Source organism: Pseudoalteromonas sp. NGC95 (assembly GCF_015864705.1).
In the GTDB taxonomy this organism is placed as follows: Bacteria; Pseudomonadota; Gammaproteobacteria; order Enterobacterales; family Alteromonadaceae; genus Pseudoalteromonas; species Pseudoalteromonas arctica.
The window spans coordinates 1-26,292 of record NZ_JADYWR010000028.1 but is presented as its reverse complement, the minus strand read 5'-3'; the positions used below and the strand labels follow the sequence as shown (position 1 = coordinate 26,292).

The following is a 26,292-nucleotide window of genomic DNA, read 5'->3' as shown; positions in this document are numbered from 1 at the left end:
TTACTCATTATATTGATGATTATCGACCGTTATTTAGCTTACACGTATTTAAAAAGTGACGATAAACAGGGTTATCTTTCATGTCTTTTTTCATCGCTAAATACATAGGACGAGTAAGGCCAAGAGCGCCCAAAGGAATTGATTTAATTAGGCCTTGGCTTTCATAAGGTGTAACTAGCCAATCAGGTAAAGCGGCAACGCCCATGCCGGCACTTACTAGTTGAAAAATAAGTAATCCTTGGTCAACCGTTTTTAACGTACCGTCAAAACGTGCATTTTGAATGAAATGCTTAAATATATCTTGGCGTTCACGCGGGATAGGGTATGAAATAATAGTTTCGTTTTTTAAATCAAGCGCTGTTACATACGCTTTTTTAGCAAGTTCATGATCCGGTGCCACAATAAGCTTCAATTTAAAATCAAATAAGTGCGCGTACTCTAATGTGTCGGGTTCACGTATGTCAGATGTTAAAACTAAATCGAGCTCATCGCTTAGTAAGTCAGGAATAGCGTCGTAACTAAAGCCGCGCTCGTAATCAATTTTTATATCAGGCCAAAAGTTATTAAATTCTTTAATAGTAGGCAATAACCAATGAAAACATGCATGGCATTCCACACTTAAACGCAGTTGAGAAATAGGCTGATTTAAGCTTTCTTTCAAACGGCATTTAGTCGCTTCCATTTTTGGTAATATTTCGTGAGCTAACTCAAGTAATAGCATTCCCTGAGGGGTAAAGCGGACTGGTTGAGTTTTACGCTCAAATAATTGGCAATCTAATTTATTCTCTAAATCTTTGATTTGATGAGATAAAGCAGACTGTGTCAAAAATAACTCTCGTGCTGTATTAACCAAAGATCCTGTTTCTTTTAGGGTTGCTATGGTTTTTAAATGTTTAATACCAATCATCTTTAAAAATTCTCATGGGAAAAGTGAGTTCAGCTCAGATTAACCACATACTACGCCTATATAAAAAACGTTTCAACGTCTAGATGGCTAAAAGTTTGCGATTTATTGTGGTTTATTGCAGTTTGTTGCTATGAATCGCGAAAATATTAAAATTAGTAACGATAAAAGTCATTCAAAAACTGGTTTGATGAGTTTTAGATGAGTTTGCTTCATGTTGTATTTTAAGTATATCGATTGCGGTGTGCTTCACCTCAGTGTGAATTTTGACTATATAAATAACTGTGTGGGGTGGGGAATGGTTACTTTAGGTTGTGGTTTAAAAACTAAAGTCATTTTGCTTTTTAGCTTTAGTTTAATGGATGAGTATATACGTAATACCTAAGCCAGCGACCAACTCGCTGGCTCTTTTTATAAAGGCTTATTAATAAGTAATATGGCTTCTTTGGCTGCGACCGGTTTTGACTTTAAAAAACCTTGGCCATAGTCGCACGCGGTCGATTGTAAAATGGCTAATTGTTCAAGTGTTTCTATCCCTTCAGCAACAACTTCAAGTTTTAATGATTGCGCAAGTGATAAAATGGCTTCAACAAGTGGGTTGGTGGAATCTTGTAGGTGGTCAATAAAACTTTTATCTATTTTTAAAATATGAATAGGCAGTTGGTGCAAGTAGCCCAGTGCTGAATAACCCGTTCCAAAATCGTCAAGGCACAATTTTACTTTTAAAGGTGAAAGACCTTCTATTATTTGAGTGGCGAGTTCTAGATTTTCTATTAAGCCTGATTCGGTAATTTCTAAACATAAAGAACCCAGAGGTAATTGGTATTTATTATAAATAGAATGTATTTGCGCTACAAAATCGAGGCTTGCAAAATGTCGTGACGATACATTAACCGTTACTTTCAAAAAGCGATGACCTTGCTGGTGCCAATTAGAAATCTGCTGAGCGGCTAAATCAAGTAAATGTAAATCAAGATTTATAATTTGCCCTGTAGTTTCAGCTATCGGTATAAAGTCATTAGGTGGTACAAATCCTTTTTTAGGATGATGCCAGCGCACAAGTGCTTCAAATCCGATAACTTCACTTGTGGTAATTGTAAAAATTGGCTGAAAATAGAGTTCAAATTCGTTGTGTTCTATACCGTGTTGCAAGTCGTTTTCGATATCGGCATGGGTTTTAAGTTTTTTACGCATCGTGTTATTAAAAAACTTAACTTGTCCACGCCCGGTGGATTTTGCTTCATACATAGCAGCATCAGCTTGTTGCAGTAATATATAAGCTTTATCGTTTATGTTGTCGGTATAGGCAATACCAATACTAGTAGAAGCTTGAAGTAAGTGGCTATCTACATTTAGAGGTTTTGATAATGCGCTTTTAATTCTGTTTAAAGCTTCATTAACTTGGTTTTTATGTGTGATATTTTCCATGAAAATAGCAAACTCATCACCGCCTAAACGAGCAAATGTATCCGTGCTTCGTACTGTACTTTTAATTAAGTCGCATATTTTTATAAGAAAATGGTCTCCGACCTCATGCCCCAGCGAATCATTAATACTTTTAAAACGATCAAAATCTAGATACAGCAGGGCATGGCTAGTACTTTTTTTAGCACGCGTTAAACGTAAAATAGCATGCTTTATTCTCTCAATGAGTAATGAGCGGTTAGCAAGGCCGGTAAGCTCGTCATGCAATGCTTTATGCTCGAGCTCTTGTCGGGCTAGTTGCCTATCAATTGCCATACTTATTTGGCGACTTACGTAAGTTAGAAGAGCGCTGTCGTGTTCGTTGTATTGCAGTGTTTTATCGTAGCTTTGTACAACAATAACACCGCTTATACGATCACTTGTTTTAAATGGAACACCCAACCAAGACTCTGATTGTCGACCTACCATTTTAAAATCACCGTTATCAATATGACTTTGAAAGGCATCTTTATTGAGTAATAAGGTTTGCTCTGTTTGCAGTAGGTAATATGAAGCAGTGTCTTTTAGCTGTTCTTTAGATATTTTTTGATGTGTTTTAGTGTTTATGCCTTCTTCGACTATATAAACAAGGTCAAGTATATCTACTTTTTTGTCATATAAAGCGATAAAAAAGTTATCAGCACGAAGTAAGTTATTAATAATTGAATGCAAGGCTTCAAAGAAGGTATCTAAGTCGTTAGCTTTGTAGGTTAGGTTAGCTATTTGTAATAAGCTATTTTCTAATTTTTGTGCGTTGTTAAGTTGCTCAACTGTTTTTTGTAAGTTATTTACCGTATTTACCTGGTTAATTTTAGCACTGAGTAAGTGGGCAACTGTTGTAAGAATTTCAAGGTGTGCGTTTGTAAAGTAGCCTTTAATAGGGTGCTCACAATCAATAACACCTAAAACTTGTTCTTTATATATAAGAGGGACGCATAGTTCTGATTGGGCAGGGCGCTCATCTGCGATATAACGGCTATCTTTTGTTACATCATCGATAACTACGGCTTTACCAGTAGTTGCAACAGCCCCAGTAATTCCTTCACTAAAACGTATTACTTTACGTTCGGCTTGATATTTATCACGGGCGTGAGCAATACCCATCGATGCAACTTGATTTAATGTATAAGCATTGTTATCGGCAAGGTAAATAACGCAATCAACAAATCCTAAACGGTTAACAACGTGCGTTGTAACATACTCAAATAGCTCGTCTAGTGTGTCTAGTTGCAATAAGCTTGATGAAAATTGATTAATAATACTCAGTTGATCAGTTTTTATCTCAAGTGCTCTTGAGGCATTATTTTTGTAAGACATAGGCAATTTATATTATTCTTTTTATTTTTAAATACGTAGCTAAGTTAACCTAATCTTGGATTTTGTACAAAATAAAGCGATGAGTGGTTTTAATTGGCTGTAAATTATTATGACGAATGACTTTAATTAATTGTAAGTAATAACAATGGCTAATCCCAATTGAATTGGAGTATTAAGCTTTAATCACACAACTCGGTAATGTCATCAACATATGCATTATTTTTAATAAAATCTTTACTCGAAAACATCATATGCCTATGATCGGATAAATTCAGCCTTGGAACAAAGTAATGACAAGCAATAATACAAACTCTGTAACAACCCTTACTATCACTCGCCCAGATGACTGGCATGTACATTTACGTGATGGCGACCAGCTAAAGGATACTGTACGAGACATTAGCAGATACATGGGTCGCGCTATTATTATGCCAAACCTTGTTCCGCCGGCAACATGTACTGATACCGCTCTTTCTTATCGAGAACGTATTATGGCAGCAGGCCCACAAGGTGCCTTTGAGCCATTAATGGTACTTTACCTTACTGATAAAACGACACCAGATGAAATAAAGAAAGCAAAAGCAACGGGTAAAATAGTAGCTGCAAAGCTGTATCCTGCTGGCGCTACAACCAATTCTGATTCGGGTGTTACATCAGTCAAAAATATTTACCCGGTTTTAAAAGCAATGCAAGAAGTAGGTATGTTGCTGTTAGTACACGGAGAAGTTACTGATTCATCAATTGATATTTTTGACCGTGAAAAAGTATTTTTAGAGACGATTTTAGGGGATGTGGTAAGTGACTTTCCTGAACTTAAAATTGTACTAGAGCATATTACAACTAAAGATGCAGTAGAGTTTGTAGTTAATGCACCTAGCAATGTAGCAGCAACAATTACAGCTCATCATTTGCTTTATAATCGTAATCATATGTTAGCGGGTGGAATTCGCCCACATTATTACTGTTTGCCAATCCTCAAACGTAACATTCACCAGCAAGCATTAATGGCCGCAGCTATAAGTGGAAATAAAAAGTTTTTCTTAGGAACTGATTCTGCACCACATTATAAAGATAAAAAAGAAGCTGCTTGCGGTTGTGCTGGTGCATATACGGCTCATGCCGCTATTGAGCTATACGCTGAAGCATTCGAAGACGCAGGAGCTTTGGACATGCTTGAAGGATTTGCAAGCCACTTTGGTCCTGACTTTTATGAGTTGCCGCGTAATGCCGATACAATAACATTACAAAGAAAACCATGGGACGTACCTGCAAGTTATACCCTAGGCGACTCTGAAGTTGTGCCTATAAAAGCAGAAGATACTATTGATTGGTCTGTTACATAGTTAATATTTTATATTTAAACCAAAAGCCGCTTAATTTTTAAAGCGGCTTTTTTGTTTGTATTTTTGATGTTATTGAAGCGTTGTTTGACAGTATTGCTGTTGTAGAGGGCTTTTATACGCGTTTATAGCAATATATATTACAATAATACTTTATAGTTTTTGCTTGGAAATTAGTCAGTTAAAGGCGATTTGAAACAAATTTATATTTTTAATAAATAATTCCCAATTAATAGAGCGAAAAAAAATATAATGTGTTAATCTTACCTTGCTTTGAGTTTTTATGTATTGAATTTACGGATATTGTGCTGCGTTTAAGGTTACCGGTTAGGTTATTACTTGTTCCTGTACTGTACCTCCATATTTTTGAGCATTGACTCAGGGAGGATATTGCCATAATAATATGGCTGAATTTTAATTATTGACTTACAGGAAAATTTAGTATGTCGGTTACTGGTAAAGTAAAGTTTTTCAACGAAGCTAAAGGCTTTGGTTTCATTGAACAAGAAAATGGTCCTGACGTGTTTGTACATTTCAGCGCAATCACTGGTTCTGGTTTTCGCACTCTTAGCGAAGGTCAAGCAGTGACATTCAGCATCAAACAAGGTCAAAAAGGCCCTGAAGCTGAGAACGTAGAAGCAGCATAATTTATTATGTGAACTCTAGTTCATCTTGGTGAAGCAGGTCTCTGTTTCACCATAATTCCTCTCTATGTACATAATTAATAAAATCCTTCTTTTTAAATCCTTGAACACAAATTTCATATATTCTTAAATCCTCTATTTTAATACAAACCCAAAATTCAATTATCTGAATAACTTATACAATCGAACCACTTTCTATCGCATTTAAAACATCCCTTACAATTTATCCGACTGATCTGATACTTATATACATAAAAATGATGCCAAATAACAATCTGTGTAAATTTTAGTGTAAGTCTTGCTAGTGCAATCAGGTTGAAGTTTTGTACTTTAACTATAAATGGGCAAGGGAACCTCTATAGGCCTCTGATAGCTTATTACGGAAGCGTTAGGCATCATTTATAGTCCATTATTATTAAAGTTGAGCAGCTTTTTGTGATTAACTTTGTTACTAAATAAATTTAACTGTCAAATAGTATTAATGAGCACTCTAAAGCGGTAAATGTAACTCGTCTAATTATCGAAAGCTATTTGGCTATTTCAGGCCTTGCTAAAAGAAACTTATTATTACTATTTATGGGAAACACGTTTTATAAATGGCTTTAGGCATTGCGTGCATAAAGCAAGGTGGGCGGTATTGTAGATTATCCAGTGTTGTTTTTTTGTGCGACAAATGGTTTGTTTTTTCAGATGAAGTGTTATTGGGGAGATAAAATGTGCTGAAATCGTTTAAAAAATAACTTTTGTTATATCTATCTATATTTTTTTTTGTTTTTTTTCAGTGCGAATTCAGCTTTGGCTAAATGTTGCAATAATGTTGTTTTATGTCAGTACAATGCGAATAAATACACCCCTCAAAAGGCTTTAATCGAAATATTAAGCAAAAGCTTAGTTGCAATAATGTTAACAGTTATGTGCTAGTACTTTTGTTTAAGCATTAACTTAGCTATTTATTTGCAGAGATTAGTAAACATCAAGTTGACAGCGCTAATTGCATTTAGCATTATTGGAAGGTTGATATCTATTAAAAGATATCAGGGTTGTTCTCTTCGGAGGATAATTAAATTATAAAAGTAACATTACTTAATTGGTTGGGAACTATGTCTGTTAAAATCAGAAAGAGTCTTGTAGCAACTGCGTTGGTTGGCGCATTTGCATTTGCAAGCAGCAATGTGATTGCAGATCCTTTGAATGACGTGCAAAAAGCAGGTCAACAAATTCAAAAGGCTGCGGTTAAGTCTCAAACTAAAATTGACAATGTATATGGTCAAACTCAGGAGCTAATCGCTGAGTACCGTAGCGTTGTTGATGAGACTGAACTTATGAAAGTGTATAACGATCACGTGTCGCGCTTGGTTGATAGCCAAAACGCGTCTATTGAATCGTTTGATCGTCAAATCGCTACGATTGATAACACGAAACAAAACGTTGTGCCTTTGATGTATCGCATGATCGATACGCTTGAGCAATTCATCAAAGCGGACGTTCCATTTAATCTAGAGACGCGTTTAGGACGTGTTGAAAGACTACGTGAAATCATGGTTTCTGCGTCTGTAACGACGTCTGAAAAATTCCGTCAAGTACTTGAAGCTTACACTATTGAAACAGCATACAGCTCACTTGTATCTGCTTCACAAGGTACACTAGAAGTTGATGGCAAAAGTATTAACGTTGATATCGGTCAGTTAGGTCGTATTACTTACGTTGCTCAGTCTTTTGACTTGAAACATGCTTGGGTGTGGGATAACAACACTAAACAGTGGAAAAAATTAGGTGAAGAATACCTAAAACCTGTTAAAGAAGTTATTCGTATGGCGCGTAAGCAAGCGACATTAGAACTTGTTAAACTACCTATCTTTGGCGCGGAGTAATCAATAATGAAGAAACTATTTAAAGGTTTTGCTGTTGCCGCAGTACTAACTGTTTCTGCAGGTACCGCGTTAAATGCACATGCAAATACTGGAGCTCTAGATAAAATACTTGAGCAAGTAAAGCAAGAGCGTATCTCTGAAGGTAAAATCGATAAGAAACGTGAACAAGAGTTCTTATCAGATCGTGCTGACAAGCAATCTTTACTTAATAAAGCTAAAAGCCAACTTGCTTCTGAGAAGTCTCGTGGTGAAAGCTTAACTAAGCAATATGCACAAAATGAAAACACGTTAGCTGAAAAAGAAGCAGCCCTTCAAAGTGCTCAAGGTACTTTGGGTGAGATGTTTGGTGTTGTACGTCGTGCAGCTCAAGACGCTATCGGTTCTATCGAAGCATCACTAGTTAGTGCTGAGAAACCTGGCCGTGCTGAAATCTTACGTTCATTAGCTGCTGCTAAAGAACTTCCTACAGTTCGCGAACTTGAAGAACTTTGGATTTCACTTCAAACAGAAATGACTGAATCAGCTAAAGTTTCAACTTTTGAAACTGAAGTTGCTGGTCTTGACGGTAACCCGTCAATGAAGAAAGTAACGCGTATCGGTAACTTTAACTTAGTTACAGACGATGGTTACTTAATTTATTCACCAGAAACTAAGTCTATTCAGCCTCTAGGTAAACAGCCTGATAGCTATATTTTAGACGGTATCACTGATCTTGAAAATACATCACCAGATAACTACGCTGGTGTTTATATCGATCCGACTCGTGGTGCTATCTTACGTATCAACACTCAAAAAGCGACACTTATGGAATACTTCCATCAAGGTGGCGTAGTTGGTTATATCATTACAGCTTTACTAGCTTTAGGTATGCTAATTACTCTAATTCGCTTTGTTGACCTTACACTTACTACTAGTAAGATTAAGAGCCAGCTTAAAAATGTTGCTACACCGAATACAAATAACCCACTGGGTCGTATTCTTAAAGTGTACCATGACAACAAGAACCAAGATGTTGAAAACCTTGAGCTTAAACTTGATGAAGCGATTCTACGTGAAACGCCACGCATCGAAGCTGGTATCAACATAATTAAGATTCTTGCTGCAATCGCACCGTTACTAGGTCTACTAGGTACAGTAATCGGTATGATCTTAACGTTCCAAACAATCACATTGTTCGGTACGGGTGATCCGAAGATCATGGCAGGTAACATCTCTCTAGCACTTGTAACTACAGCGCTAGGTCTAATTGCTGCATTACCACTAATTCTACTTCATGCTCTTGTAGCTGGTCGTAGTAAGTCGGTATTACACATCCTTGATGAGCAAAGCGCGGGTATCGTTGCTACTCACGCGGAGAAGGAGAAAGCCTAATGCTAGTCCTGATGGAGATATGGGAATCTATCAGGGATTTTGTTGGCACAGGCGGCCAGGTTTTATACGTGGTCGCGATAGCACTCTTTCTGATGTGGGTTTTAATGATTGAGCGCTATTGGTTTCTACTTGCAGAGTTTCCTCGCACAGCGAAAGAAATTGTAGCAAAGTGGGATGCCCGCCAAGACACTACGTCTTGGTACGCACACAGAATCCGTGAAGCATGGATTTCTGAAGCGTCTGAAAAATTAGATCAGCGTATGTTGTTGATTAAGACATTAGTAGCTGTTTGTCCTTTAATAGGCTTACTTGGTACTGTTACTGGTATGATCTCGGTTTTTGAAACCATGGCCAACCAGGGTACGGGTAATGCACGCTTAATGGCATCAGGTATTTCAATGGCAACAATCCCAACAATGGCTGGAATGGTTGCGGCACTATCTGGAGTATTTTTTAGCTCACGTCTTGAGACAAAAGCTAAAATGGTGAAAGCCAAACTTATTGATAGTATGCCTCATCACTAGAGAGAGAATTAAATATGGCACGTAAACAACGTTTTCGTGAAGAAGAAGAAGCAGCGGTTGATATGACGCCAATGCTTGACATCGTATTTATCATGCTTATTTTCTTTATCGTAACTACATCGTTCGTTAAAGAGGCTGGTATCGAGGTCAATAAACCAAAAGCTGCCCAAGCTACTAAGCAAAAAAATGCTAACATTTTTATTGCTATTCGTAGTAACGGCGAAATCTGGGTTGATAAACAACAAATTGATGTTGAACGTATTTCAGCAAAAATCGAAAGTTTATTAGCAGAACAACCTACTGAAGTTGTGATTATACAAGCTGATAAAGAAGCTAAACACGGCACAGTGGTTAAAGTTATGGACCAGATTAAAGCGACGGGTGACAACCTTAGAATTTCAATAGCTGGAGATCAGTAATGATTCGTTTTCTGTTTTCACTGATTGCAGGTGGGGCAGTTACTTTCGGCTTGTTCTACTTCATGGCCTTCCTCATCTCTGGTGGGGCTGACCGTAATACGGAACAAAAAGAGCAGATCATAGTCGAAATAATGACGAATCCGCCTGAATCTAAGGTGCAGGAGAGGAAGCGTGTTCCGCCTCCTCCTCCACCACCGCCAAAGCAGCCGCCTAAACCGCAGCCGCCACAGCCGGAAAATAATAATCCAAACCCTGGTGCTATGTCATTTAATATGGGTAGCATTGATGTTGGTAGTTCAGCTGGTGGACTAAGTGGTCCTGGTGCATTTGGACGAGATGGTGATGCGACACCTATCGTTCGTATAGAACCAAAATATCCAACGCAAGCAGCACGTGATGGCAAAGAAGGTTGGGTACAACTTTCATTCACAATTGATGAGTTAGGTGGAGTAACTGACGTTGAAGTAATTGACGCAGATCCAAAACGTATCTTTGACCGTGAAGCTAAACGCGCACTGCGTAAGTGGAAGTACCGTCCTAAGATCATTGACGGAAAACCACAGAAACAACCAGGTTTACAAGTTCAATTAGACTTTAAACTTAACCAAGGCAACTAAGGAGGCGAGTAATGAGAAATTTTTCTAAAGTAACTGCTCTTGCAATTCTTATGTCTGTGTCGGGTGCTACTTTAAGTGCATCTGTTTTAGCAGCGCCGGATTACGCAAAGATTGAAGAGCGTAAAAAAGCAAAAACTAAAATCATGGGCGAGCGTACTGGTAAAAAAGTAATTAAAGCATTTGATTTGTACAACGAAGAAAAAGTTGATGAAGCAATTGTTTTGCTTAGAGAAATCGAGCCTTCGAATGACTTTGATAAAGCGACCGTAAATCGTTACCTAGGTAGCATGTACGCTCAAAAAGAAAAGTATGACGAAGCGATCAAGTACTCTAAGCAAGCCGTTGCACCTGATGTTTTAAACTTTGCTGATCAAGAACAAACTCTTAAGTTGTTAGGTGACTTATACGCTGGTACAGAAAAGTTCCAAGAAGCTAAAAAAGCATATGTAGCTTGGATGGACTTTACCGGTGAAGAGGACCCTACGGTTTATACACGTATTGCTCAAGCTAACTATCAGTTAGAGCAATTCCGTGATGTTTTTGAACCAGCAGATAAGGCAATTAAACTTCAAAAAGAACCTAATAAAGGTCCTTACCAATTAAAACTGGGTGCATACTTTGAACTTAAAGATTATGCAAACATGGTTAAGATTGGCGAAGAGATTGTTCGTGTATGGCCTGATGATAAAAAAGCTTGGGTTAGCTTAGGTAAATATTACCTACAAACCGAAGACTATCAAAAAGGTTTAGCAACGATGGAAGTTGCTTACAAGAACGGTTACTTTGAAAATGAAGTTGAGTATAAAGTCTTATCTAACTTTTACTCTCTAAACGAGATCCCTTTTAGAGCAGCTGTAACGCTAGAAAAGGCCGTTAAGAGTGAAAAAGTAAAACGTACAAAGCAGAATGTTAGCGCGATTGCTAGTAACTATCATCGCTCTAAGGATCTAGAAAAAGCTGCTAAGTACTATGAAGAAGCTGCTAAATTTGATGACGACGCTGAACTTTACCGTAAAGCTGGTTCATTACTTTTACAATCTGAGAAATTCAGTGCTGCTGTTGTTCGTTTGAACAAAGCATTAGAGCTTGGCTCTGACAAAAAAGGTACTATTTATTCAGATTTAGCTGAAGCGTATTACTATCAAGGTAAGTATAAGCAAGCATATGCTGCAATTACTAAAGCTATGGATGACCCTCGCACACGTAAGTTTGCAAAAGGTTGGTCTACATATATTAAAGATAAAGCCGCTCGCAACGGTGTTAAAATTTAATTTTAATTAGCTAAAGCAACTTATAAAAAGCCCCTCTGGGGCTTTTTTTATTGGAACTACTATGTATAAAAAGCTCTCTTTTTCATTACTACTGTGCTTATTTTTAGCTGCATGTTCAAAGCAGCCTCAACCTTATGAGTCATTTGAAGACGCACAAGTTGCTTTAAAAACTTTAAACATGGCACTTGTACAACCAGACGCTAAAAAAATCGATAGGATTACTAAAGAGCAATTGGTATTTTCTGATGCGTATTTAGTTAAACGTCATACTATTTATCAGAACCTAATGGGTATGGAGCTTAATCTCAATCAAATTGCACAAGTAAACTACTTGGTTATTGCAGAGCGCTTTCCTGAGCGCTATTTTAATTGGCCGGCTCAAGTAGACGTATTAAAAAACATGCTTGCTTTTGAGGGTTCAAAAAGTACGCCGGATAATATTATTACTTGGCTTAAGTTAACCCAAGATACGCTAGACAGTGCTAAACAAAGCAATTTAAAGCTGAATAAAATTGAGCTCACACTACTACAAAGCTATGTATTGAGTGCGATAGGTAGTAATGACGTTCAACCAGCGCTTAAGAGTCATATAAGAGCTTTTAGCGATTATTTAGCTAGTTACAAGCCTAGAGGTAGTGTTGGTCTGAGAGGCCTGCCAAATGGGTCACAGTGGTATCAGAGCAAACTAAATTACTTTAGTGGCGAAGTACATTCACCGCTAGAGTGGGTTACTATTTTAAATGAAAATATAAAAGTATTAGATCGTGTTGTATTCGACAGTAAATTGTCTATTTCTCATAAAAAATCGTTTTTAGTGCAGTATCTATCGGATGAAAAATTAATTGAAGGTCTTGATTGGCAGGCTGATTATCAAGACTTACCTGCAATGGCGAGCAATATGAACATGTCTGATAAAGATAAAACATTGATGCTTGCAATGATGGAATCAGATATTGGCATTCATTACCATGCGTGGACTTTGCCACAGGCGAAGGTAAACCTTATGAAACGCTTAGAAATCACCCAAGAAGAGGCTCAATATTTAGTTGAAGATATAATACTCTACCCAGGGCAATCATTTAGCTTTATACAACACATTATATAATGATTTGAAAGTGCGCTTATTGTGCGCACTTTGTACACCGTTGGGTTGCGGGGTCTAGTTCAAGTGATTTGGCTGGTATTTTTTCTTCACAGTCGCAGCAGTAGCCATATTGCCCAATTTCTATTTGGCTGACCGCCGCTTCTAATTTAGTCATGCGACTGATCAAAAACGCATACTCAGGACCTAGCTTCTCTGCTGCACAGTCTAACCATTCATTGTTTGCTGTATTATCTAAAATTTGTATTAAATGCTGATGTGTAGGGTAGGCTGATTTAGAAAGCATAGTTAATATATTTAATTTAATTTGTGCTATTTCATCGTTTAGTCTTTTTTGATGATGCATTATCAGTACAACCTTATTAAATTGGCTTCACGTTATACTGATATTATCTAGAGGCTTTAGGTTAGCCGTTATGATTTGAATCAAGTTGCGGTGCTTTGGCGTATTTATTTAATACGCTTGCCACATCTTCTTTACTTTTTAAACGCCTGATTTCATCAAATAAATCGATCGCTTGCGGGTATTGGCGTTTAAGGTAACCTAGCCATTGCTTTGTACGAGAAGCAAAATACTTTTCATCTTTTGCAGGGTCTTGATGAATAGCAGAGTGGATTAAGTGATAAATAATATGCTCCCATTGAAGGCCATCATATTGTTCATTATTTACATGAGCTTTAATTTTTTTTGCTAAATCAGGGTGCGAAAGGGCGCCACGACCAAGCATCAAATCAGTACATCCACTTCGTTTTTGGCAAAGCATTGCGTCCTCAACTTGCCAAATTTCACCATTGGCAACAACGGCAATATTTTTATCTTTTATTATTGGTGGAATTTTTTCCCAATAAGCTGGCGGGTTATAACCATCACGTTTGGTTCTGGCGTGTATAGCTACACTATTTGCGCCTGCGCTTACCACAGCATCAACAATTTCTTGGCTGTTACTGTCGTCATCAAAGCCTAAGCGAATTTTTGCACTTACTTCATGTTTATCATCTACAGCATCTCGGACTGCTTTAATAATCGTATACATGTGGTCAGGATCTTTAAGCAGTACAGCACCCCCTCGACTACGATTAACGGTTTTTGCTGGGCAACCAAAGTTAAGGTCGACCCCATGAGATCCTAAAGCAATTGCTCTTACTGCATTTTCGGCTAACGGATTTGCTTCTTGGCCGAGTAATTGAACACGCACAGGAGTACCTGCTCGCGTAAATCCATTATTATGTAGTTCAGGGCAAAATCGATGAAAAACTTTATCAGGTAAGCATGTTTCAACCACTCTTACAAACTCGGTAACGCACAAATCGAACCCACCAATGTCTGTGAGTAATTGGCGCATTTTAAAATCAACGACACCTTCCATAGGTGCTAAAACAAGTTTCATAAAGTGATTAATTTTGATAAAAAACTGGACGCATAGTTTACCTGTAAATCACACATTGATAAATCTGTAATTACCAACCATATTTAATGTAGAAACCGCAAAAGTAAATATTATGAAAATAAATGAAAGTTTTTATTCTCGTACAGGTCTACTTAAGCATACAAGCAATTTAAAATACATTTTTATTGCTGAGATTTACAATACTTGATTAAAGAGAGTCACAAAATGAATACAGTTAAAAAAAATACAATCGCGTTAACTTTAGGTGCAGTAGTTGTTGGCTCTGCAAGCTTTGTATCTGCAGATGTACAAGCCAACCCATTTGAGTTTCAACAATTAGTGACAGGTTACCAACTAGACGCTAAAGAAGGTAAGTGTGGTGAAGGTAAATGTGGCGGCGATGCTAAAGATGCAAAAGCTAAAACAGAAGGTAAGTGCGGCGAAGGTAAATGTGGCGGCGATGCAAAAGATGCAAAAGCTAAAACAGAAGGCAAGTGTGGTGAAGGTAAATGTGGCGGCGATGCAAAAGATGCAAAAGCTAAAACAGAAGGCAAGTGTGGTGAAGGTAAATGTGGCGGCGACGCAAAAGATGCAAAAGCTAAAACAGAAGGCAAGTGTGGTGAAGGTAAATGTGGCGGCGATGCAAAAGATGCAAAAGCTAAAACAGAAGGCAAATGTGGTGAAGGTAAATGCGGCGGCGATGCTAAAAAAACTAAAAAAGAAGGTAAGTGCGGCGAAGGTAAATGTGGCGGTCGTTAATATCTTATTCTAAATAAGTTATGCTAAAAGGGCCTTAAGGCCCTTTTTTGATAAGTTAGAGGTAGTTATGACACAAATCCAGAGTACAGATTTCGGGATGGTGGGCCTTGGCCTACGACGAGAAATGCTTGATGAACTGCTTGAACACGTACCTAATCAAGTAGATTTTTTGGAAGTTGCGCCAGAGAACTGGTTAAAACTAGGTGGACGCTTTAAAAAGCAATTTAGAACATTAACAGATGCAAATAATTTTGTGTGTCATGGATTATCACTGTCTATCGGTTCACCCGAACCACTGGATGTTGAATTTGTTAAATCTTTAAAAGTTTTTTTTGAAGAGCACAATATAAAAATTTTCAGTGAGCACTTAAGTTACTGCTCTGGTACAGGCCATATGTATGACTTAATGCCTATTCCGTTTACACAAGATGCAATAGCACATGTTGTCCCTCGTATTAAACAAGTACAAGACATACTTGAGCAGCAAATTGCGATAGAAAATGTTTCCTATTATGGCGCTCCTGGACAGCAATTATCAGAGCTCGAATTTACAAATACCATTTTAGAGCAGGCAGACTGCAAGCTTTTACTGGATGTGAATAACATTTATGTGAATTCGATTAATCATGGCTATAACGCACAATCGTTTTTAACTGGGCTGCCTTCTAATCGTATTGCCTATGGGCACGTTGCAGGCCATTATAATGAGGCTGATGACTTAATAGTTGATACACATGGTGCTGATGTCATTGATCCTGTGTGGGAGCTACTGGATAAAGCATATGAAGTGCATGGCGTATTTCCAACCTTGCTTGAGCGCGATTTTAATATCCCTACCATGAATATTTTAACCAAAGAGTTAGATATAATTCATGAGCTACAAGCTAAACACATTACTTCAACGGTTTCAAAACAACGAGCTTAATATAAGCCTTTATAAATATTAAAAGAGTGCCTGGTTATGAGCTTTATTGAAATACAAAACGAATTTATGGCGCATATTCGCGAGCCTAAAAAAAATAAAAAGCCCAGCGGTATCGAAGACAGGCGTATGGCCATTTATCGCGACCTATTTTTTAATAACATTGAAGGTTTTATATCATCAGGTTTTCCTGTATTAAAAACCTTATATACAGACAAGCAATGGCTGGTCCTTGTACGCCAATTTTTTAGCGAATATGATTGTCATTCGCCGTACTTTTTAGATATAGCAGGGGAGTTTATTAATTACTTATCAAGTGATTATAAAATGAAAAGATACGATCCCGTGTTTATGCTAGAACTTGCACATTATGAATGGGTAGAGCTAGATGTATCGATTGCACACGAAGATGAGCAAGAGCAAAAATTACAAACAACAGCGCTTACTAGTTCTGCTTTGTATTTATCGAAAACGGCAAGAAATTTAAGTTATCAATTTCCGGTTCAAAATATTAGCAATCGCTTTAAACCAAAAGAGCCATCACCTCAGCCTAATTATTTTGTTGTATATAGAGATGAAGATGATGACGTTCAATTTCTGGCTACGAATGCGATGACTGCTTTGTTACTATCAATTATTGAGGCAAGTGATGGAGCGACATTTGACGACGTTTGCCAACAGGTATTCGCTCATGCACCACAATTTAATGCAGAGCAAATTGCTCAAGGCGCATTGGTTACCCTTAATGCAATGGTTGAACGCGGTGTAATTGTGACAAAAAATCAAGATTAAGGTCTTTATTGATGATTTTACATCGTCTATTATGGCAGCCTTATTTGTCGTGCTTAATAAAAGGTTGTACCAATGTCAGATGATAAAGACTTTAAAGATCCGTTCAACGCTACTTATTTTCTTGCTTTCTTAGCTGTATTTGCAGGGATTGGTTGTTTAAATGCAATATTAGGCTGGATCACTAGCTTAACTTAAAATGCATAGCGTTTATTAAGGCTGTTGCTTACTTCAGCCTTGAACCACTTTATTTTAATTACCCCCCCATAGTTAATACTTCTTTTATAGTAACGCCAAACTCGCAATTAAAGGTTAGTTAAGGTTATAATCACCTGCTTTGTAATATAAACAATTGAGCAGTTAAAATTATGACTCAAGTAACACCAGCAATTATCAAAAACAGCATAACTACAATTGCTGATTATCCAAAGCCGGGCATCATGTTTCGCGATGTAACCACTTTAATGGCAAATCCAGAAGCCTTTAAAGCAACTATTGACGCGTTTATCGCAGAATATAAAGATCAGGGTTTTACTAAAATAATTGGCACAGAATCACGTGGCTTTATTTTTGGTGCGCCACTGTCTTACGCATTAGGCATTCCGTTTATTCCAGTTCGTAAACCAGGTAAGTTACCACGCGAAGTTATTCGTCAAGATTACTTACTTGAGTACGGTGAAGACACGCTAGAGCTGCATGTTGATGCAATTGTACCTGGCGATAAAGTATTATTAGTTGATGACTTATTAGCAACTGGCGGCACAATTGAAGCCACCGCTAAATTAGTTCATAAACTAGGTGGCAAAGCCACAGATGCTGCATTTGTTGTATCACTACCAGAACTTGGTGGCGAGCAGCGCATCAAAAAAATGGGTATTAAAATCCTAAAATTGGTTGAATTCGAAGGCGAGTAATCGATGAGTTATCAGGTTCTAGCGAGAAAATGGCGTCCTCAAACCTTTCATGAATTGGTTGGGCAGTCTCATGTTAAGCAAGCGCTTGTAAATGCGCTTACACAAAATAGACTGCATCACGCTTATTTATTCACTGGAACCCGCGGTGTAGGTAAAACCACTATTGCGCGTATTTTTGCTAAAAGCTTAAATTGCGACGAAGGTATATCTGCAAATCCGTGTGGCCAATGTAGCAGCTGTTTAGATATAGAAGCAGGGCGCTACATTGACTTACTCGAAATAGATGCGGCTTCTCGTACAAAAGTAGAAGACACCCGCGAAATACTCGATAACGTTCAATATGCACCAACACGTGGACGTTATAAAGTATACCTAATCGATGAAGTTCACATGCTTTCTAAGCACAGCTTTAATGCGCTTTTGAAAACGCTTGAAGAGCCACCAGAGCATGTGAAATTTTTATTGGCGACGACCGATCCTCAAAAACTACCAGTTACTATTTTATCTCGCTGTTTACAATTTAACTTAAATGCCTTGTCGCAAAGTGAAATTAAAACACAGCTTGAACACGTACTTACTCAAGAGCAGCTTAGCTTTGACACTGATGCACTTAGCATTATTTCAAAAGCCGCTGATGGCAGTATGCGTGATGCGCTTAGCTTAACTGACCAAGCTATTGCACAAACAAATGGTGATATTAATAATCAAGCAGTACAAACAATGCTTGGTTTAATGGATACTCATTATAGCCAAAGCTTGCTTGCAGCATTACTTGCACAAGATGGCGTTGCGCTAATGGATGAGATTGCACAGGTGGCAAGTCGTAATCCTAATTATGTTGCATTGCTTGATGATTTAATTGCACTTACGCATTTGACCCAACTAACCCAGTTAGTGCCAGAAGCGGCAGGGCTAGATGAAAAAAATGTAGATTATATTGCTCATGTTGCACAACATACGAGCCCACAACAAATTCAAATTTATTATCAGTTACTGTTAAATGGTAAAAAAGATTTACAATGGGCACCAGAGCCTCGTTTAGGTTTTGAAATGATAATGCTAAGATTATTAGCATTTAAGCCTACAGACGCTCAACAAACTGTACACACAGTAAACGAAGAGCCGGCTCCAAATAAACAAAGCCGCGCAAATGCACTGCGAGATATATTAAATAAAAATAAAACATCGCAAAACACTGTAGCTAGCCAAAGTAGTGCCCCTGTAAATAATACTAAGCCAGTTAGCAATATAGAGCAGCCTAAATCCCTTGAGATAGAGCCTTTACCAAATGTTGCTGCTCAGACATCGAATAATGATGTCGTACAAAGTAATAATGAGCCTGCCCAAGTTGCAGTAGAGCAACCGGTTCAACAAAGTGAAAACGCTTTTGAACAACAGGCTTCAGCTAATGAACAACCACAAACCAATGTTGTTTCGGATGCTCAAGCCCAGCGCCAAAGTGAAGATGAAGCTTACATGCAACATAGTGATGCTGAGCAAACGTTAGCTTCGCAGTTTGACGATATAATGAGTAGCGCTGTAGATCAGGGTTTTAAACCTGCACCTACTGCAAACTCAGAGTTTTCACCAGAGCCCTTAGCAAATCACAATGCAAGTACGCCAATAGCTGAACAAGAAGCGCAGGCGCAATCTGCCATTGCTCGTATTTTACGTGACAGAAACATATCGGGTGCGGGTAGGTTATCAGGCAAGAGTACAAGTACATCTGCAAATAATGTAGCAGTGCAGCCAAGCCAAGCGCCTGCTAAAAAGCCAGAACAGCATCCAAGAATGCCTAAAGCCCAAAGTGTTCATCAAGGTAGTGCAGATACAAGTGCAAGTGAGCTTAATAGCCCTTCAGGTAATGCGTCTGGCGATATCCCTCCTTGGGAAACTGATAGCGAAGGTGAGAGTGAAAAAAAGCATGAGCTCCCAGTAACAGGGGGCCAAACTCAGGCACATAATCACTCCAACATAAAGCCAACTAGTAAGATTGATTTTAAAGCAAAGCACCAAACAATTACTGAAAATCTTGCGCCAGAATTACTTGAGCAAATAAACCCTCAAAAAGCGCCTGAAATAGTGCCAGAGGAAGTAAGTATTCCTGCCCCTGATGATTTTCAAAGCCCAATTAGTGAAATTAGATTTGCACATCAACAAGATGAATGGGCTTATTTAATTAAACGTATGGGACTGGGTGGTCGTATGCGCCAATTTGCATTGCATTCAATATTTACCAAGCAAGGCAACAGTTTACATATAGACGTTGATGAATCACAAAAGCATTTAGATACACCGATGCTTCGCCAAAGATTAGATGCCGCATTGTCGAGTATTTACGAGCATAACGTGTCGTTAAGTATTAATTTTGCTAAGGGAGTTATTGACTCTCCTTATCTTATTCAGCAAAAAATTGATGCAGGTCGTCATCAACAAGCAATCGATGTGATCACATCTGATGAAAACATAGTACAATTTCAGCAAGTATTTAGCGCCGAAATTGACGAAAACAGTATTCAGGCATTGTAATTACTTACAATCGCCCTTATGTTCATGTTAATTAATGTATTAAAAGAAAGAGAGAAAGTTATGTTTAAAGGTGGAATGGGTAACATGATGAAGCAAGCGCAGCAAATGCAAGATCGCATGCAAAAAGCCCAAGACGAAATCGCAACATTAGAAGTTGTTGGCGAAGCCGGTGCCGGTTTAGTTAAAGTAACCATGCTTGGTAACCACAATGTACGTCGTGTTCAGCTTGATGAAAGCCTTATGGAAGACGACAAAGACATGATTGAAGACTTACTTGCAGCAGCATGTAACGATGCTGTACGCCGTGTTGCTGAAGAAACACAAGAGCGCATGGGTAAAGTAACTGGCGGCATGCAATTACCACCAGGTATGAAAATGCCGTTTTAAGTAAATAATGCAACTTTCAGATAGTTTAAATCAGCTTATAGAAGCACTGCGCTGTCAACCGGGCATAGGTCCAAAGTCAGCGCAACGTATTGCTTTTCACTTGCTTGAGCGCGACCGAAAGGGAGGCACTCAGCTGGGCAATGCATTGACTAAAGCAATGACAGCCATAGGGCATTGTCAGTCTTGTCGTACTTTTTGCGAACAAGCTCAGTGCGATATTTGTTTAAGTACAAAACGCCAAGACAGCGGCATATTATGTGTTGTTGAATCGCCTACTGATGTGCTTGCCATTGAGCAAACGGGTCAGTACTTAGGGCTATACTTTGTTTTAATGGGTCATTTATCGCCAATTGACGGTATCGGCCCTAAAGAAATTGGCTTAGACGTTTTAGAGCAAAAACTTGCTCAAGGCGGTATTAATGAGGTTATTTTAGCGACTAACCCTACCGTTGAAGGCGATACTACAGCTCATTATATTGCTCAGCTTTGTCATAAATATAAAGTAGGTGCTTCGCGTATCGCTCACGGTATTCCTGTGGGGGGCGAGCTTGATTTAGTAGATGGTAGAACGCTTATGCATGCTTTTAGCGGCAGGCGTTTAGTTACACAAGACTAACTCTAAGTCACTATTTGAAAAGATATTATAAAAGCCTACATGATTAAATTATGTAGGCTTTTTTGTTTTTAAGGTAAGCTTAGAAACAATCTAATACCAATCCGCAATAATACTTAATCATTTTGCGGGGCTAAACGTGTCGCTACCTGCGTTAAAAAATTCTCATTTAGAACAACTAAATAGCGAATTTTTTGCCTAGCTATCAACACGTTTTTCCGCCCTCAAAATAGATCATTTAATTAAACAAATTGGTATAATATATTTTTGGGCTATGTCTCTAATTAGTAAGGAATACAATGAAAGATAATCAACCCTACCAAGGTACATTACTGGGTAGTAAGCGTTTTTTACCGCTTTTTACTACGCAGTTTTTCTCAGCGATAAACGATAACGTGTATAAGCAATCAGTGCTTATTTTATTGATATTCCAGGCTGCAACGCTTGCTGATGGCGCACTTTATTCAAATATTGCTGCTGGGTTATTTATCCTACCTTTCTTTTTATTTTCAGGGATGGCGGGGCAGCTAGCTGAAAAAACAGAAAAATCCAAACTAATCAGAATCGTAAAGCTATGTGAAATCCCTATTATGGTTGTAGGGGCTGTCTCTATTTTAACGCAGTATGTTTGGCTGATGTTAGCCACCGTATTTTTAATGGGCGTACAAAGTACGTTTTTTGGTCCATTAAAATACTCTATTTTACCGCAGCACGTAGCCCCTAACGAATTAACAAAAGCGAATGGCTTGGTTGAATCAGGCACGTTTGTAGCAATATTAATTGGTACAATTTTTGGCACCTATTATATTACTCAATCAGTAGGGCCTACGCTTATAAGTATTACCGTGTTAGTACTGGCTGTTATGGGTTATGTGAGCAGTCGCTTTATACCCATTAGTGAGGCAAACGAGCCTAACTTAAAATTTACCTATAATATATTTTCATCCACGAAAAACGTATTTTCAGCACTTAATTCGCAAACAGAATCGGTTGGTAAATCAGTCCTCGGGATCAGTTGGTTTTGGTTAATTGGCGCAATTATTTTAACGTCCCTACCAAATTATGTAAAACACACAATGGGCGGCGATGAACTGGTTGTAACTAGCGCGCTTGTTGTGTTTTCACTAAGTATTGCTATTGGTTCGTTATTATGTGAAAAGCTTTCTCGCTCTCGAATAGAATTAGGAATTGTGCCTTTTGGCGCTATTTTAATTACCTTGTTTTTATACTTACTGAGCCAAGAGAGCGTTATTAGCTCTTATTTACCTCAAAACCTTGAATTATTGACGCTTGAGCAGTTATTAAAAACAGGCGACATGTTGTGGCATTTTGTATGGATGGCAGGCATTGGTATTGGCTCTGGTTTTTATACTGTACCGCTGTATGCGCTTATTCAACAGCGTACTGAAGAGTCGAGTCGCTCACGAGTTATAGCGGCTAACAATGTATTAAATGCACTGTTTATGGTGGGCAGTGCTGTTTTAAGTATTGTAACGCTGTCTGTTTTTCAGTGGAGTATTTCAGAGTTGCTACTGTTACTTGCTGGGCTAAACTTGCTTATATCTGTTTATATTTATACCAAAGTACCAGAGTTCTTTTTACGATTTATTATATATATTTTAGCTATTTGTATGTACAGAGTGCGTACAAAAGGTGAAAGTAATATTCCAGATGAAGGCGCTGCCGTTATAGTGTGTAATCACGTGAGCTTTGTCGATTGGATGTTTATTTTAGCAGCATCACCAAGGCCTATCCGATTTATGGTATTTGCCCCTATTTATTATTCGCCAGCCCTACATTGGTTATTTAAAATGGCCAAAGCTATTCCCATTAACAGTGAAAAAACCAATCCAGAAGCGTTTAAAAAAGCGTTTGACGAAGTGGCTGCTGCGCTTAATAAAGGCGAACTTGTTGGTATTTTCCCTGAAGGAAAACTAACCAGCGACGGCTCTATCGATATTTTTCGCCGTGGAATCGAGCGCATTATTGAGCGCTCACCTGTGCCTGTTATTCCTGTGCATTTAGGGGGCCTGTGGGGAAGTATGTTTAGCCGAAAAGCTAAGTGGCAACTACCACGATTAAAATGGTCTTTGGTGTCGGTTGCAGTAGGTACCCCGATTGCTGCTGACAAAGTAGTAGCAGACGATTTGCGTGAGCAAGTATTGGCTTTAAAAGCGCTTCATTCAAAAGATATTGATTAATTTAATGGCTAACTCAATATTGGATACACCAGTAGAGTCACAAATGATTGTTGATGACTTTGTAGCGCCTAAGTGCGACGGGTTTATTGAAATATTATATCAAGATGATGATATTTTACTGATCAATAAACCCAGTGGGTTATTAAGTTTGTCTGGTAAGAATCCGCTTAACTGGGACTCAGTGCATTACCGCTTAGTAAATGGTCAAAAGGGCTTAACAGCTGCATTTGCAGAAGCTAAGTTACCGCATCGGCTAGATTTGGGCACATCGGGCATTATGATTGTTGGATTAAACGCCAAAGCATCAAAGCATCTTAATAAGCAATTTCAGGCACGCACTATTCAAAAGCGTTATGTAGCCATGTTAGAGGGATGCTTGGCTGTTGATGAAGGGCAAATTACTGCGCCAATTGCAAAAGATAAACTGCTTTTTCCGCGTGTTAAAATTTGCCAATCGACGGGCAAAGTAGCGGTGAGTGAATACAGTGTGCTTGAGCGGCTTAAACAGCCGTGCAGAACCTTAGTGCAATTTACGCCCGTTACCGGACGTACCCATCAATTACGAATACACAGCCAGTTTATAGGGCATCCAATTTTAGGCTGTGATTTATATAAAAGTGCGCAAAGTGAGTACATGGCAGGGCGCTTACAATTACATGCCAGCGATTTATATTTTGAACATCCAACAACAGGTGAAATGATTCATATTAATTGTCCGCACCCATTTTAGATAAACGAGATATTCTATTTTTTCGTTTCACCTTTTTTTGATTTTTCCCTTGAAGTTCTAACACCTCACCCCATATTAAGTGCATAACGCAGACACTTTGCAAATTGGAGATATATAAATGACTGCAGCACAAAAAGAAACATTAGGCTTTCAAACAGAAGTAAAACAATTATTAAACTTAATGATTCATTCTCTTTATTCTAATAAAGAAATATTTTTACGCGAACTTGTGTCAAACGCATCAGATGCGGCAGACAAGTTACGCTTTTTAGCGCTATCTCAAGGCGACCTTTACCAAGGTGATGCCGATTTACGTGTTCGTATTAGTGCTGATAAAGAAGCAAATACAATTACCATTTCTGATAATGGTATTGGTATGACACGTGATGAAGTAATAAGCTCATTGGGTACTATTGCAAAGTCGGGTACTGCTGAGTTTTTCAAAAACTTAACGGGTGATCAAAGTAAAGATTCACAATTAATTGGTCAATTTGGTGTTGGTTTTTACTCAGCATTTATTGTTGCTGATTTAGTAACTGTTCGTACACGTAAAGCCGGTGAAACAACCGCTTACGAGTGGGAATCTCAAGGTGAAGGCGAATACACGCTTCAAGAAATTGAAAAAGAAGGCCGTGGTACCGACATTATTTTACATCTTCGTGATGAAGAAAAAGAATTTGCTGACGATTACCGCTTACGTGGCATTGTTACAAAATACTCAGACCATATTTCAACACCTGTACAAATGTTTAAAGCAGAAGTACCAGAGTCTGAAGGCGAAGACGGCGAAAAAATTCCAGCAGTATCAGGTGAGTGGGAAAGCATTAACCGTGCAACTGCATTGTGGACGCGTGATAAGTCAGAGCTTTCTGATGAAGAATACAAAGAGTTTTACAAGCACGTAAGCCACGACTGGGAAGATCCACTTAGCTGGGCACATAATAAGGTTGAAGGTAAAACTGAATACACTAGCCTTTTATACATCCCTAAAAAAGCACCTTTCGATTTATGGAACCGTGAACGTCAAAGTGGCTTAAAGCTTTACGTACAACGTGTATTTGTAATGGATGATGCTGAGCAGTTCATGCCAAGCTACCTTCGTTTTGTGAAAGGTTTACTAGATTCAAACGATTTACCTCTAAACGTATCTCGTGAAATTCTACAAGACAACAAAGTAACGCAAGCTATTCGTAAAGGGTGTACATCGCGCATTATTAAAATGCTTGAGCGTATGGCTAAAAACAAAGCTGACGATTACCAAGTATTTTGGAATGAGTTTGGCCAAGTAATGAAAGAAGGCCCAGCTGAAGATGCGGCAAATAAAGAAGCCGTATGTAAGCTACTACGTTTTTCGTCTACTCATACTGATTCAGAAACGCAAGATGTGTCGCTTGAGCAATATGTTGAGCGTATGAACGAAGGCCAAGACAAAATTTACTATGTAGTAGCTGATACATTTACTTCTGCGAAAAATTCTCCTCATTTAGAGATTTTCCGCAAAAAAGGGATTGAAGTATTGTTACTAAGTGACCGTGTTGACGAGTGGATGATGAGCCACTTAACTGAATTTGCTGATAAGCAACTACAGTCAATCACACGTGGTGATTTAGATTTAGGTAAGCTGGACGACGAAGAGACTAAAAAAGCGCAAGAAGAGTCTGAAAAAGAGATGGCTGGCCTTGTTGAGCGTATTAAAACAGCACTAGGTGATGACGTTAAAGAAGTGCGCTTTACGCACCGCCTAACAGATTCTCCAGCATGTGTTGTAAGCGACGACAACGACATGAGCTCACAAATGCAAAAGCTAATGGAATCTGTTGGTCAAGCAGCACCAGAAGCAAAACCTGTGTTTGAGCTAAACCCAGAGCATCAACTTGTTAAGCATTTGAATGACGAACAAGATGAAGATAAATTTTCACAGTGGTCACATGTTTTATTAGACCAAGCATTACTTGCAGAGCGCGGTACACTTAAAGATCCAACTGGGTTTGTTACTCGCCTAAACAAACTAATGCTTGAACTAAGCAAGTAGTCAGTTAACTATTTAGTTAATAAAAGTATAAATTATATACTTTAAATAAAAGGGAACGTATGTTCTAATGCCGTTCACTTAAGGTGAACGGCTTTTTTATTTCTAGCGTACCGCTGTGGTCTTGGGTTGACTGAACGAGGAAAACTTCGCCCCCTTCGTGGCTCTAGAATGAGGCTTTCTGCCA

Annotated in this window: 24 protein-coding genes; 20 read left to right on the top strand and 4 right to left on the bottom strand. The window is 38.4% G+C overall.

The features are described from left to right. Window positions 1-19: 19 nt before the first annotated feature. Together I6E70_RS18400 and I6E70_RS18395 are read right to left on the bottom strand one after the other, a co-directional pair. On the bottom strand, window positions 20-907 hold the full coding sequence (locus I6E70_RS18400) for a LysR family transcriptional regulator (protein ID WP_002961689.1): 888 nt from the start codon (window positions 905-907) through the stop codon (window positions 20-22). Window positions 908-1,315: 408 nt separating this feature from the next. Then, the gene (locus I6E70_RS18395) at window positions 1,316-3,685 is read right to left on the bottom strand and encodes a GGDEF domain-containing protein (protein WP_197189352.1); all 2,370 of its coding nucleotides are present in this window, start codon (window positions 3,683-3,685) and stop codon (window positions 1,316-1,318) included. Between the two features lie 290 nt (window positions 3,686-3,975). Between I6E70_RS18395 and pyrC the strand changes: the two genes are divergently transcribed. The 9 genes from pyrC to I6E70_RS18350 all read left to right on the top strand — a co-directional run bounded on the left by pyrC (window position 3,976) and on the right by I6E70_RS18350 (window position 12,847). Then, window positions 3,976-5,028, top strand: a complete 1,053-nt coding sequence (gene pyrC, locus I6E70_RS18390) for a dihydroorotase (RefSeq protein ID WP_197189351.1) — start codon at window positions 3,976-3,978, stop codon at window positions 5,026-5,028. Window positions 5,029-5,468: 440 nt separating this feature from the next. Next, window positions 5,469-5,672 carry a cold-shock protein gene (locus I6E70_RS18385; protein WP_002961702.1) on the top strand — a complete coding sequence of 68 codons (204 nt, stop codon included), beginning with the start codon at window positions 5,469-5,471 and terminating at the stop codon, window positions 5,670-5,672. Window positions 5,673-6,769: 1,097 nt separating this feature from the next. After that, window positions 6,770-7,540, top strand: coding sequence for a DUF3450 domain-containing protein (locus I6E70_RS18380; RefSeq protein ID WP_010553386.1), 771 nt, complete (start codon window positions 6,770-6,772; stop codon window positions 7,538-7,540). 6 nt (window positions 7,541-7,546) lie between these two features. Continuing rightward, a complete protein-coding gene (locus I6E70_RS18375) occupies window positions 7,547-8,911 on the top strand; it encodes a MotA/TolQ/ExbB proton channel family protein (RefSeq protein WP_007583865.1) in 1,365 nt (454 codons plus the stop codon). Then, entirely contained in the window at window positions 8,911-9,435 is a 525-nt protein-coding gene (locus I6E70_RS18370) for a MotA/TolQ/ExbB proton channel family protein (RefSeq protein WP_002961709.1), read from the top strand. Before I6E70_RS18375 ends, I6E70_RS18370 begins: the two co-directional genes overlap by 1 nt. Before the next feature lie 14 nt (window positions 9,436-9,449). Then, a complete protein-coding gene (locus tag I6E70_RS18365) occupies window positions 9,450-9,854 on the top strand; it encodes an ExbD/TolR family protein (protein WP_007583867.1) in 405 nt (134 codons plus the stop codon). Beyond that, the gene (locus I6E70_RS18360) at window positions 9,854-10,471 is read left to right on the top strand and encodes an energy transducer TonB (RefSeq protein WP_007583869.1); all 618 of its coding nucleotides are present in this window, start codon (window positions 9,854-9,856) and stop codon (window positions 10,469-10,471) included. The genes I6E70_RS18365 and I6E70_RS18360 overlap by 1 nt, the downstream gene beginning before the upstream one ends. 11 nt (window positions 10,472-10,482) lie before the next feature. Beyond that, window positions 10,483-11,742: a tetratricopeptide repeat protein gene (locus I6E70_RS18355; RefSeq protein ID WP_197189350.1), complete on the top strand. Its 1,260-nt coding sequence runs from the start codon at window positions 10,483-10,485 to the stop codon at window positions 11,740-11,742. Window positions 11,743-11,803: 61 nt separating this feature from the next. Then, window positions 11,804-12,847, top strand: a complete 1,044-nt coding sequence (locus I6E70_RS18350; RefSeq protein WP_197189349.1) for a hypothetical protein — start codon at window positions 11,804-11,806, stop codon at window positions 12,845-12,847. Window positions 12,848-12,863: 16 nt separating this feature from the next. Here the strand turns inward: I6E70_RS18350 and I6E70_RS18345 are convergent, their stop codons facing one another. Continuing rightward, window positions 12,864-13,190: a TraR/DksA C4-type zinc finger protein gene (locus I6E70_RS18345; RefSeq protein WP_024590816.1), complete on the bottom strand. Its 327-nt coding sequence runs from the start codon at window positions 13,188-13,190 to the stop codon at window positions 12,864-12,866. Window positions 13,191-13,251: 61 nt separating this feature from the next. Beyond that, window positions 13,252-14,232: a tRNA-dihydrouridine synthase gene (locus tag I6E70_RS18340; protein ID WP_007583877.1), complete on the bottom strand. Its 981-nt coding sequence runs from the start codon at window positions 14,230-14,232 to the stop codon at window positions 13,252-13,254. A 225-nt stretch (window positions 14,233-14,457) separates the two neighbouring features. On the opposite strand from I6E70_RS18340, the gene I6E70_RS18335 reads away from it, so the two are divergent. The 11 genes from I6E70_RS18335 to htpG all read left to right on the top strand — a co-directional run bounded on the left by I6E70_RS18335 (window position 14,458) and on the right by htpG (window position 26,108). Beyond that, entirely contained in the window at window positions 14,458-14,991 is a 534-nt protein-coding gene (locus I6E70_RS18335; RefSeq protein WP_010553389.1) for an HvfA family oxazolone/thioamide-modified RiPP metallophore, read from the top strand. A gap of 67 nt (window positions 14,992-15,058) precedes the next feature. After that, window positions 15,059-15,916, top strand: a complete 858-nt coding sequence (locus I6E70_RS18330; RefSeq protein ID WP_165725916.1) for an HvfB family MNIO-type RiPP peptide maturase — start codon at window positions 15,059-15,061, stop codon at window positions 15,914-15,916. Between the two features lie 36 nt (window positions 15,917-15,952). Continuing rightward, window positions 15,953-16,705, top strand: a complete 753-nt coding sequence (locus I6E70_RS18325) for an HvfC family RiPP maturation protein (protein WP_007584094.1) — start codon at window positions 15,953-15,955, stop codon at window positions 16,703-16,705. 72 nt (window positions 16,706-16,777) lie between these two features. Then, complete coding sequence (locus I6E70_RS20820; protein WP_002962301.1) at window positions 16,778-16,900, top strand: hypothetical protein; 123 nt, start codon at window positions 16,778-16,780, stop codon at window positions 16,898-16,900. Between the two features lie 170 nt (window positions 16,901-17,070). After that, the gene (apt, locus tag I6E70_RS18320; protein WP_010553391.1) at window positions 17,071-17,616 is read left to right on the top strand and encodes an adenine phosphoribosyltransferase; all 546 of its coding nucleotides are present in this window, start codon (window positions 17,071-17,073) and stop codon (window positions 17,614-17,616) included. A gap of 3 nt (window positions 17,617-17,619) precedes the next feature. After that, window positions 17,620-20,145, top strand: coding sequence for a DNA polymerase III subunit gamma/tau (gene dnaX, locus I6E70_RS18315; protein WP_197189348.1), 2,526 nt, complete (start codon window positions 17,620-17,622; stop codon window positions 20,143-20,145). A gap of 60 nt (window positions 20,146-20,205) precedes the next feature. Continuing rightward, entirely contained in the window at window positions 20,206-20,532 is a 327-nt protein-coding gene (locus tag I6E70_RS18310) for a YbaB/EbfC family nucleoid-associated protein (protein WP_002962306.1), read from the top strand. A 7-nt stretch (window positions 20,533-20,539) separates the two neighbouring features. Further along, entirely contained in the window at window positions 20,540-21,148 is a 609-nt protein-coding gene (gene recR, locus I6E70_RS18305; RefSeq protein ID WP_008165968.1) for a recombination mediator RecR, read from the top strand. A gap of 296 nt (window positions 21,149-21,444) precedes the next feature. Then, entirely contained in the window at window positions 21,445-23,346 is a 1,902-nt protein-coding gene (locus I6E70_RS18300; protein WP_197189347.1) for an MFS transporter, read from the top strand. A gap of 4 nt (window positions 23,347-23,350) precedes the next feature. After that, the gene (locus tag I6E70_RS18295; protein WP_197189346.1) at window positions 23,351-24,076 is read left to right on the top strand and encodes an RluA family pseudouridine synthase; all 726 of its coding nucleotides are present in this window, start codon (window positions 23,351-23,353) and stop codon (window positions 24,074-24,076) included. A 118-nt stretch (window positions 24,077-24,194) separates the two neighbouring features. Continuing rightward, window positions 24,195-26,108, top strand: coding sequence for a molecular chaperone HtpG (gene htpG / locus I6E70_RS18290; protein WP_197189345.1), 1,914 nt, complete (start codon window positions 24,195-24,197; stop codon window positions 26,106-26,108). The last annotated feature ends 184 nt before the right edge of the window (window positions 26,109-26,292 follow it).

Excerpts from the sequence above, each read along its gene's own strand:
- I6E70_RS18295 (WP_197189346.1), top strand. The coding sequence starts at position 23,351 with ATGGCTAACTCAATATTGGATACACCAGTAGAGTCACAAATGATTGTT.
- I6E70_RS18395 (WP_197189352.1), bottom strand. The coding sequence starts at position 3,685 with ATGTCTTACAAAAATAATGCCTCAAGAGCACTTGAGATAAAAACTGAT.
- dnaX (WP_197189348.1), top strand. The coding sequence starts at position 17,620 with ATGAGTTATCAGGTTCTAGCGAGAAAATGGCGTCCTCAAACCTTTCAT.
- I6E70_RS18385 (WP_002961702.1), top strand. The coding sequence starts at position 5,469 with ATGTCGGTTACTGGTAAAGTAAAGTTTTTCAACGAAGCTAAAGGCTTT.
- I6E70_RS18345 (WP_024590816.1), bottom strand. The coding sequence starts at position 13,190 with ATGCATCATCAAAAAAGACTAAACGATGAAATAGCACAAATTAAATTA.
- I6E70_RS18350 (WP_197189349.1), top strand. The coding sequence starts at position 11,804 with ATGTATAAAAAGCTCTCTTTTTCATTACTACTGTGCTTATTTTTAGCT.
- htpG (WP_197189345.1), top strand. The coding sequence starts at position 24,195 with ATGACTGCAGCACAAAAAGAAACATTAGGCTTTCAAACAGAAGTAAAA.
- I6E70_RS18360 (WP_007583869.1), top strand. The coding sequence starts at position 9,854 with ATGATTCGTTTTCTGTTTTCACTGATTGCAGGTGGGGCAGTTACTTTC.
- I6E70_RS18310 (WP_002962306.1), top strand. The coding sequence starts at position 20,206 with ATGTTTAAAGGTGGAATGGGTAACATGATGAAGCAAGCGCAGCAAATG.
- recR (WP_008165968.1), top strand. The coding sequence starts at position 20,540 with ATGCAACTTTCAGATAGTTTAAATCAGCTTATAGAAGCACTGCGCTGT.
- I6E70_RS20820 (WP_002962301.1), top strand. The coding sequence starts at position 16,778 with ATGTCAGATGATAAAGACTTTAAAGATCCGTTCAACGCTACTTATTTT.
- I6E70_RS18330 (WP_165725916.1), top strand. The coding sequence starts at position 15,059 with ATGACACAAATCCAGAGTACAGATTTCGGGATGGTGGGCCTTGGCCTA.
- I6E70_RS18340 (WP_007583877.1), bottom strand. The coding sequence starts at position 14,232 with ATGAAACTTGTTTTAGCACCTATGGAAGGTGTCGTTGATTTTAAAATG.
- I6E70_RS18300 (WP_197189347.1), top strand. The coding sequence starts at position 21,445 with ATGAAAGATAATCAACCCTACCAAGGTACATTACTGGGTAGTAAGCGT.
- I6E70_RS18325 (WP_007584094.1), top strand. The coding sequence starts at position 15,953 with ATGAGCTTTATTGAAATACAAAACGAATTTATGGCGCATATTCGCGAG.
- pyrC (WP_197189351.1), top strand. The coding sequence starts at position 3,976 with ATGACAAGCAATAATACAAACTCTGTAACAACCCTTACTATCACTCGC.
- I6E70_RS18375 (WP_007583865.1), top strand. The coding sequence starts at position 7,547 with ATGAAGAAACTATTTAAAGGTTTTGCTGTTGCCGCAGTACTAACTGTT.
- I6E70_RS18335 (WP_010553389.1), top strand. The coding sequence starts at position 14,458 with ATGAATACAGTTAAAAAAAATACAATCGCGTTAACTTTAGGTGCAGTA.
- I6E70_RS18400 (WP_002961689.1), bottom strand. The coding sequence starts at position 907 with ATGATTGGTATTAAACATTTAAAAACCATAGCAACCCTAAAAGAAACA.
- I6E70_RS18370 (WP_002961709.1), top strand. The coding sequence starts at position 8,911 with ATGCTAGTCCTGATGGAGATATGGGAATCTATCAGGGATTTTGTTGGC.
- I6E70_RS18355 (WP_197189350.1), top strand. The coding sequence starts at position 10,483 with ATGAGAAATTTTTCTAAAGTAACTGCTCTTGCAATTCTTATGTCTGTG.
- apt (WP_010553391.1), top strand. The coding sequence starts at position 17,071 with ATGACTCAAGTAACACCAGCAATTATCAAAAACAGCATAACTACAATT.
- I6E70_RS18380 (WP_010553386.1), top strand. The coding sequence starts at position 6,770 with ATGTCTGTTAAAATCAGAAAGAGTCTTGTAGCAACTGCGTTGGTTGGC.
- I6E70_RS18365 (WP_007583867.1), top strand. The coding sequence starts at position 9,450 with ATGGCACGTAAACAACGTTTTCGTGAAGAAGAAGAAGCAGCGGTTGAT.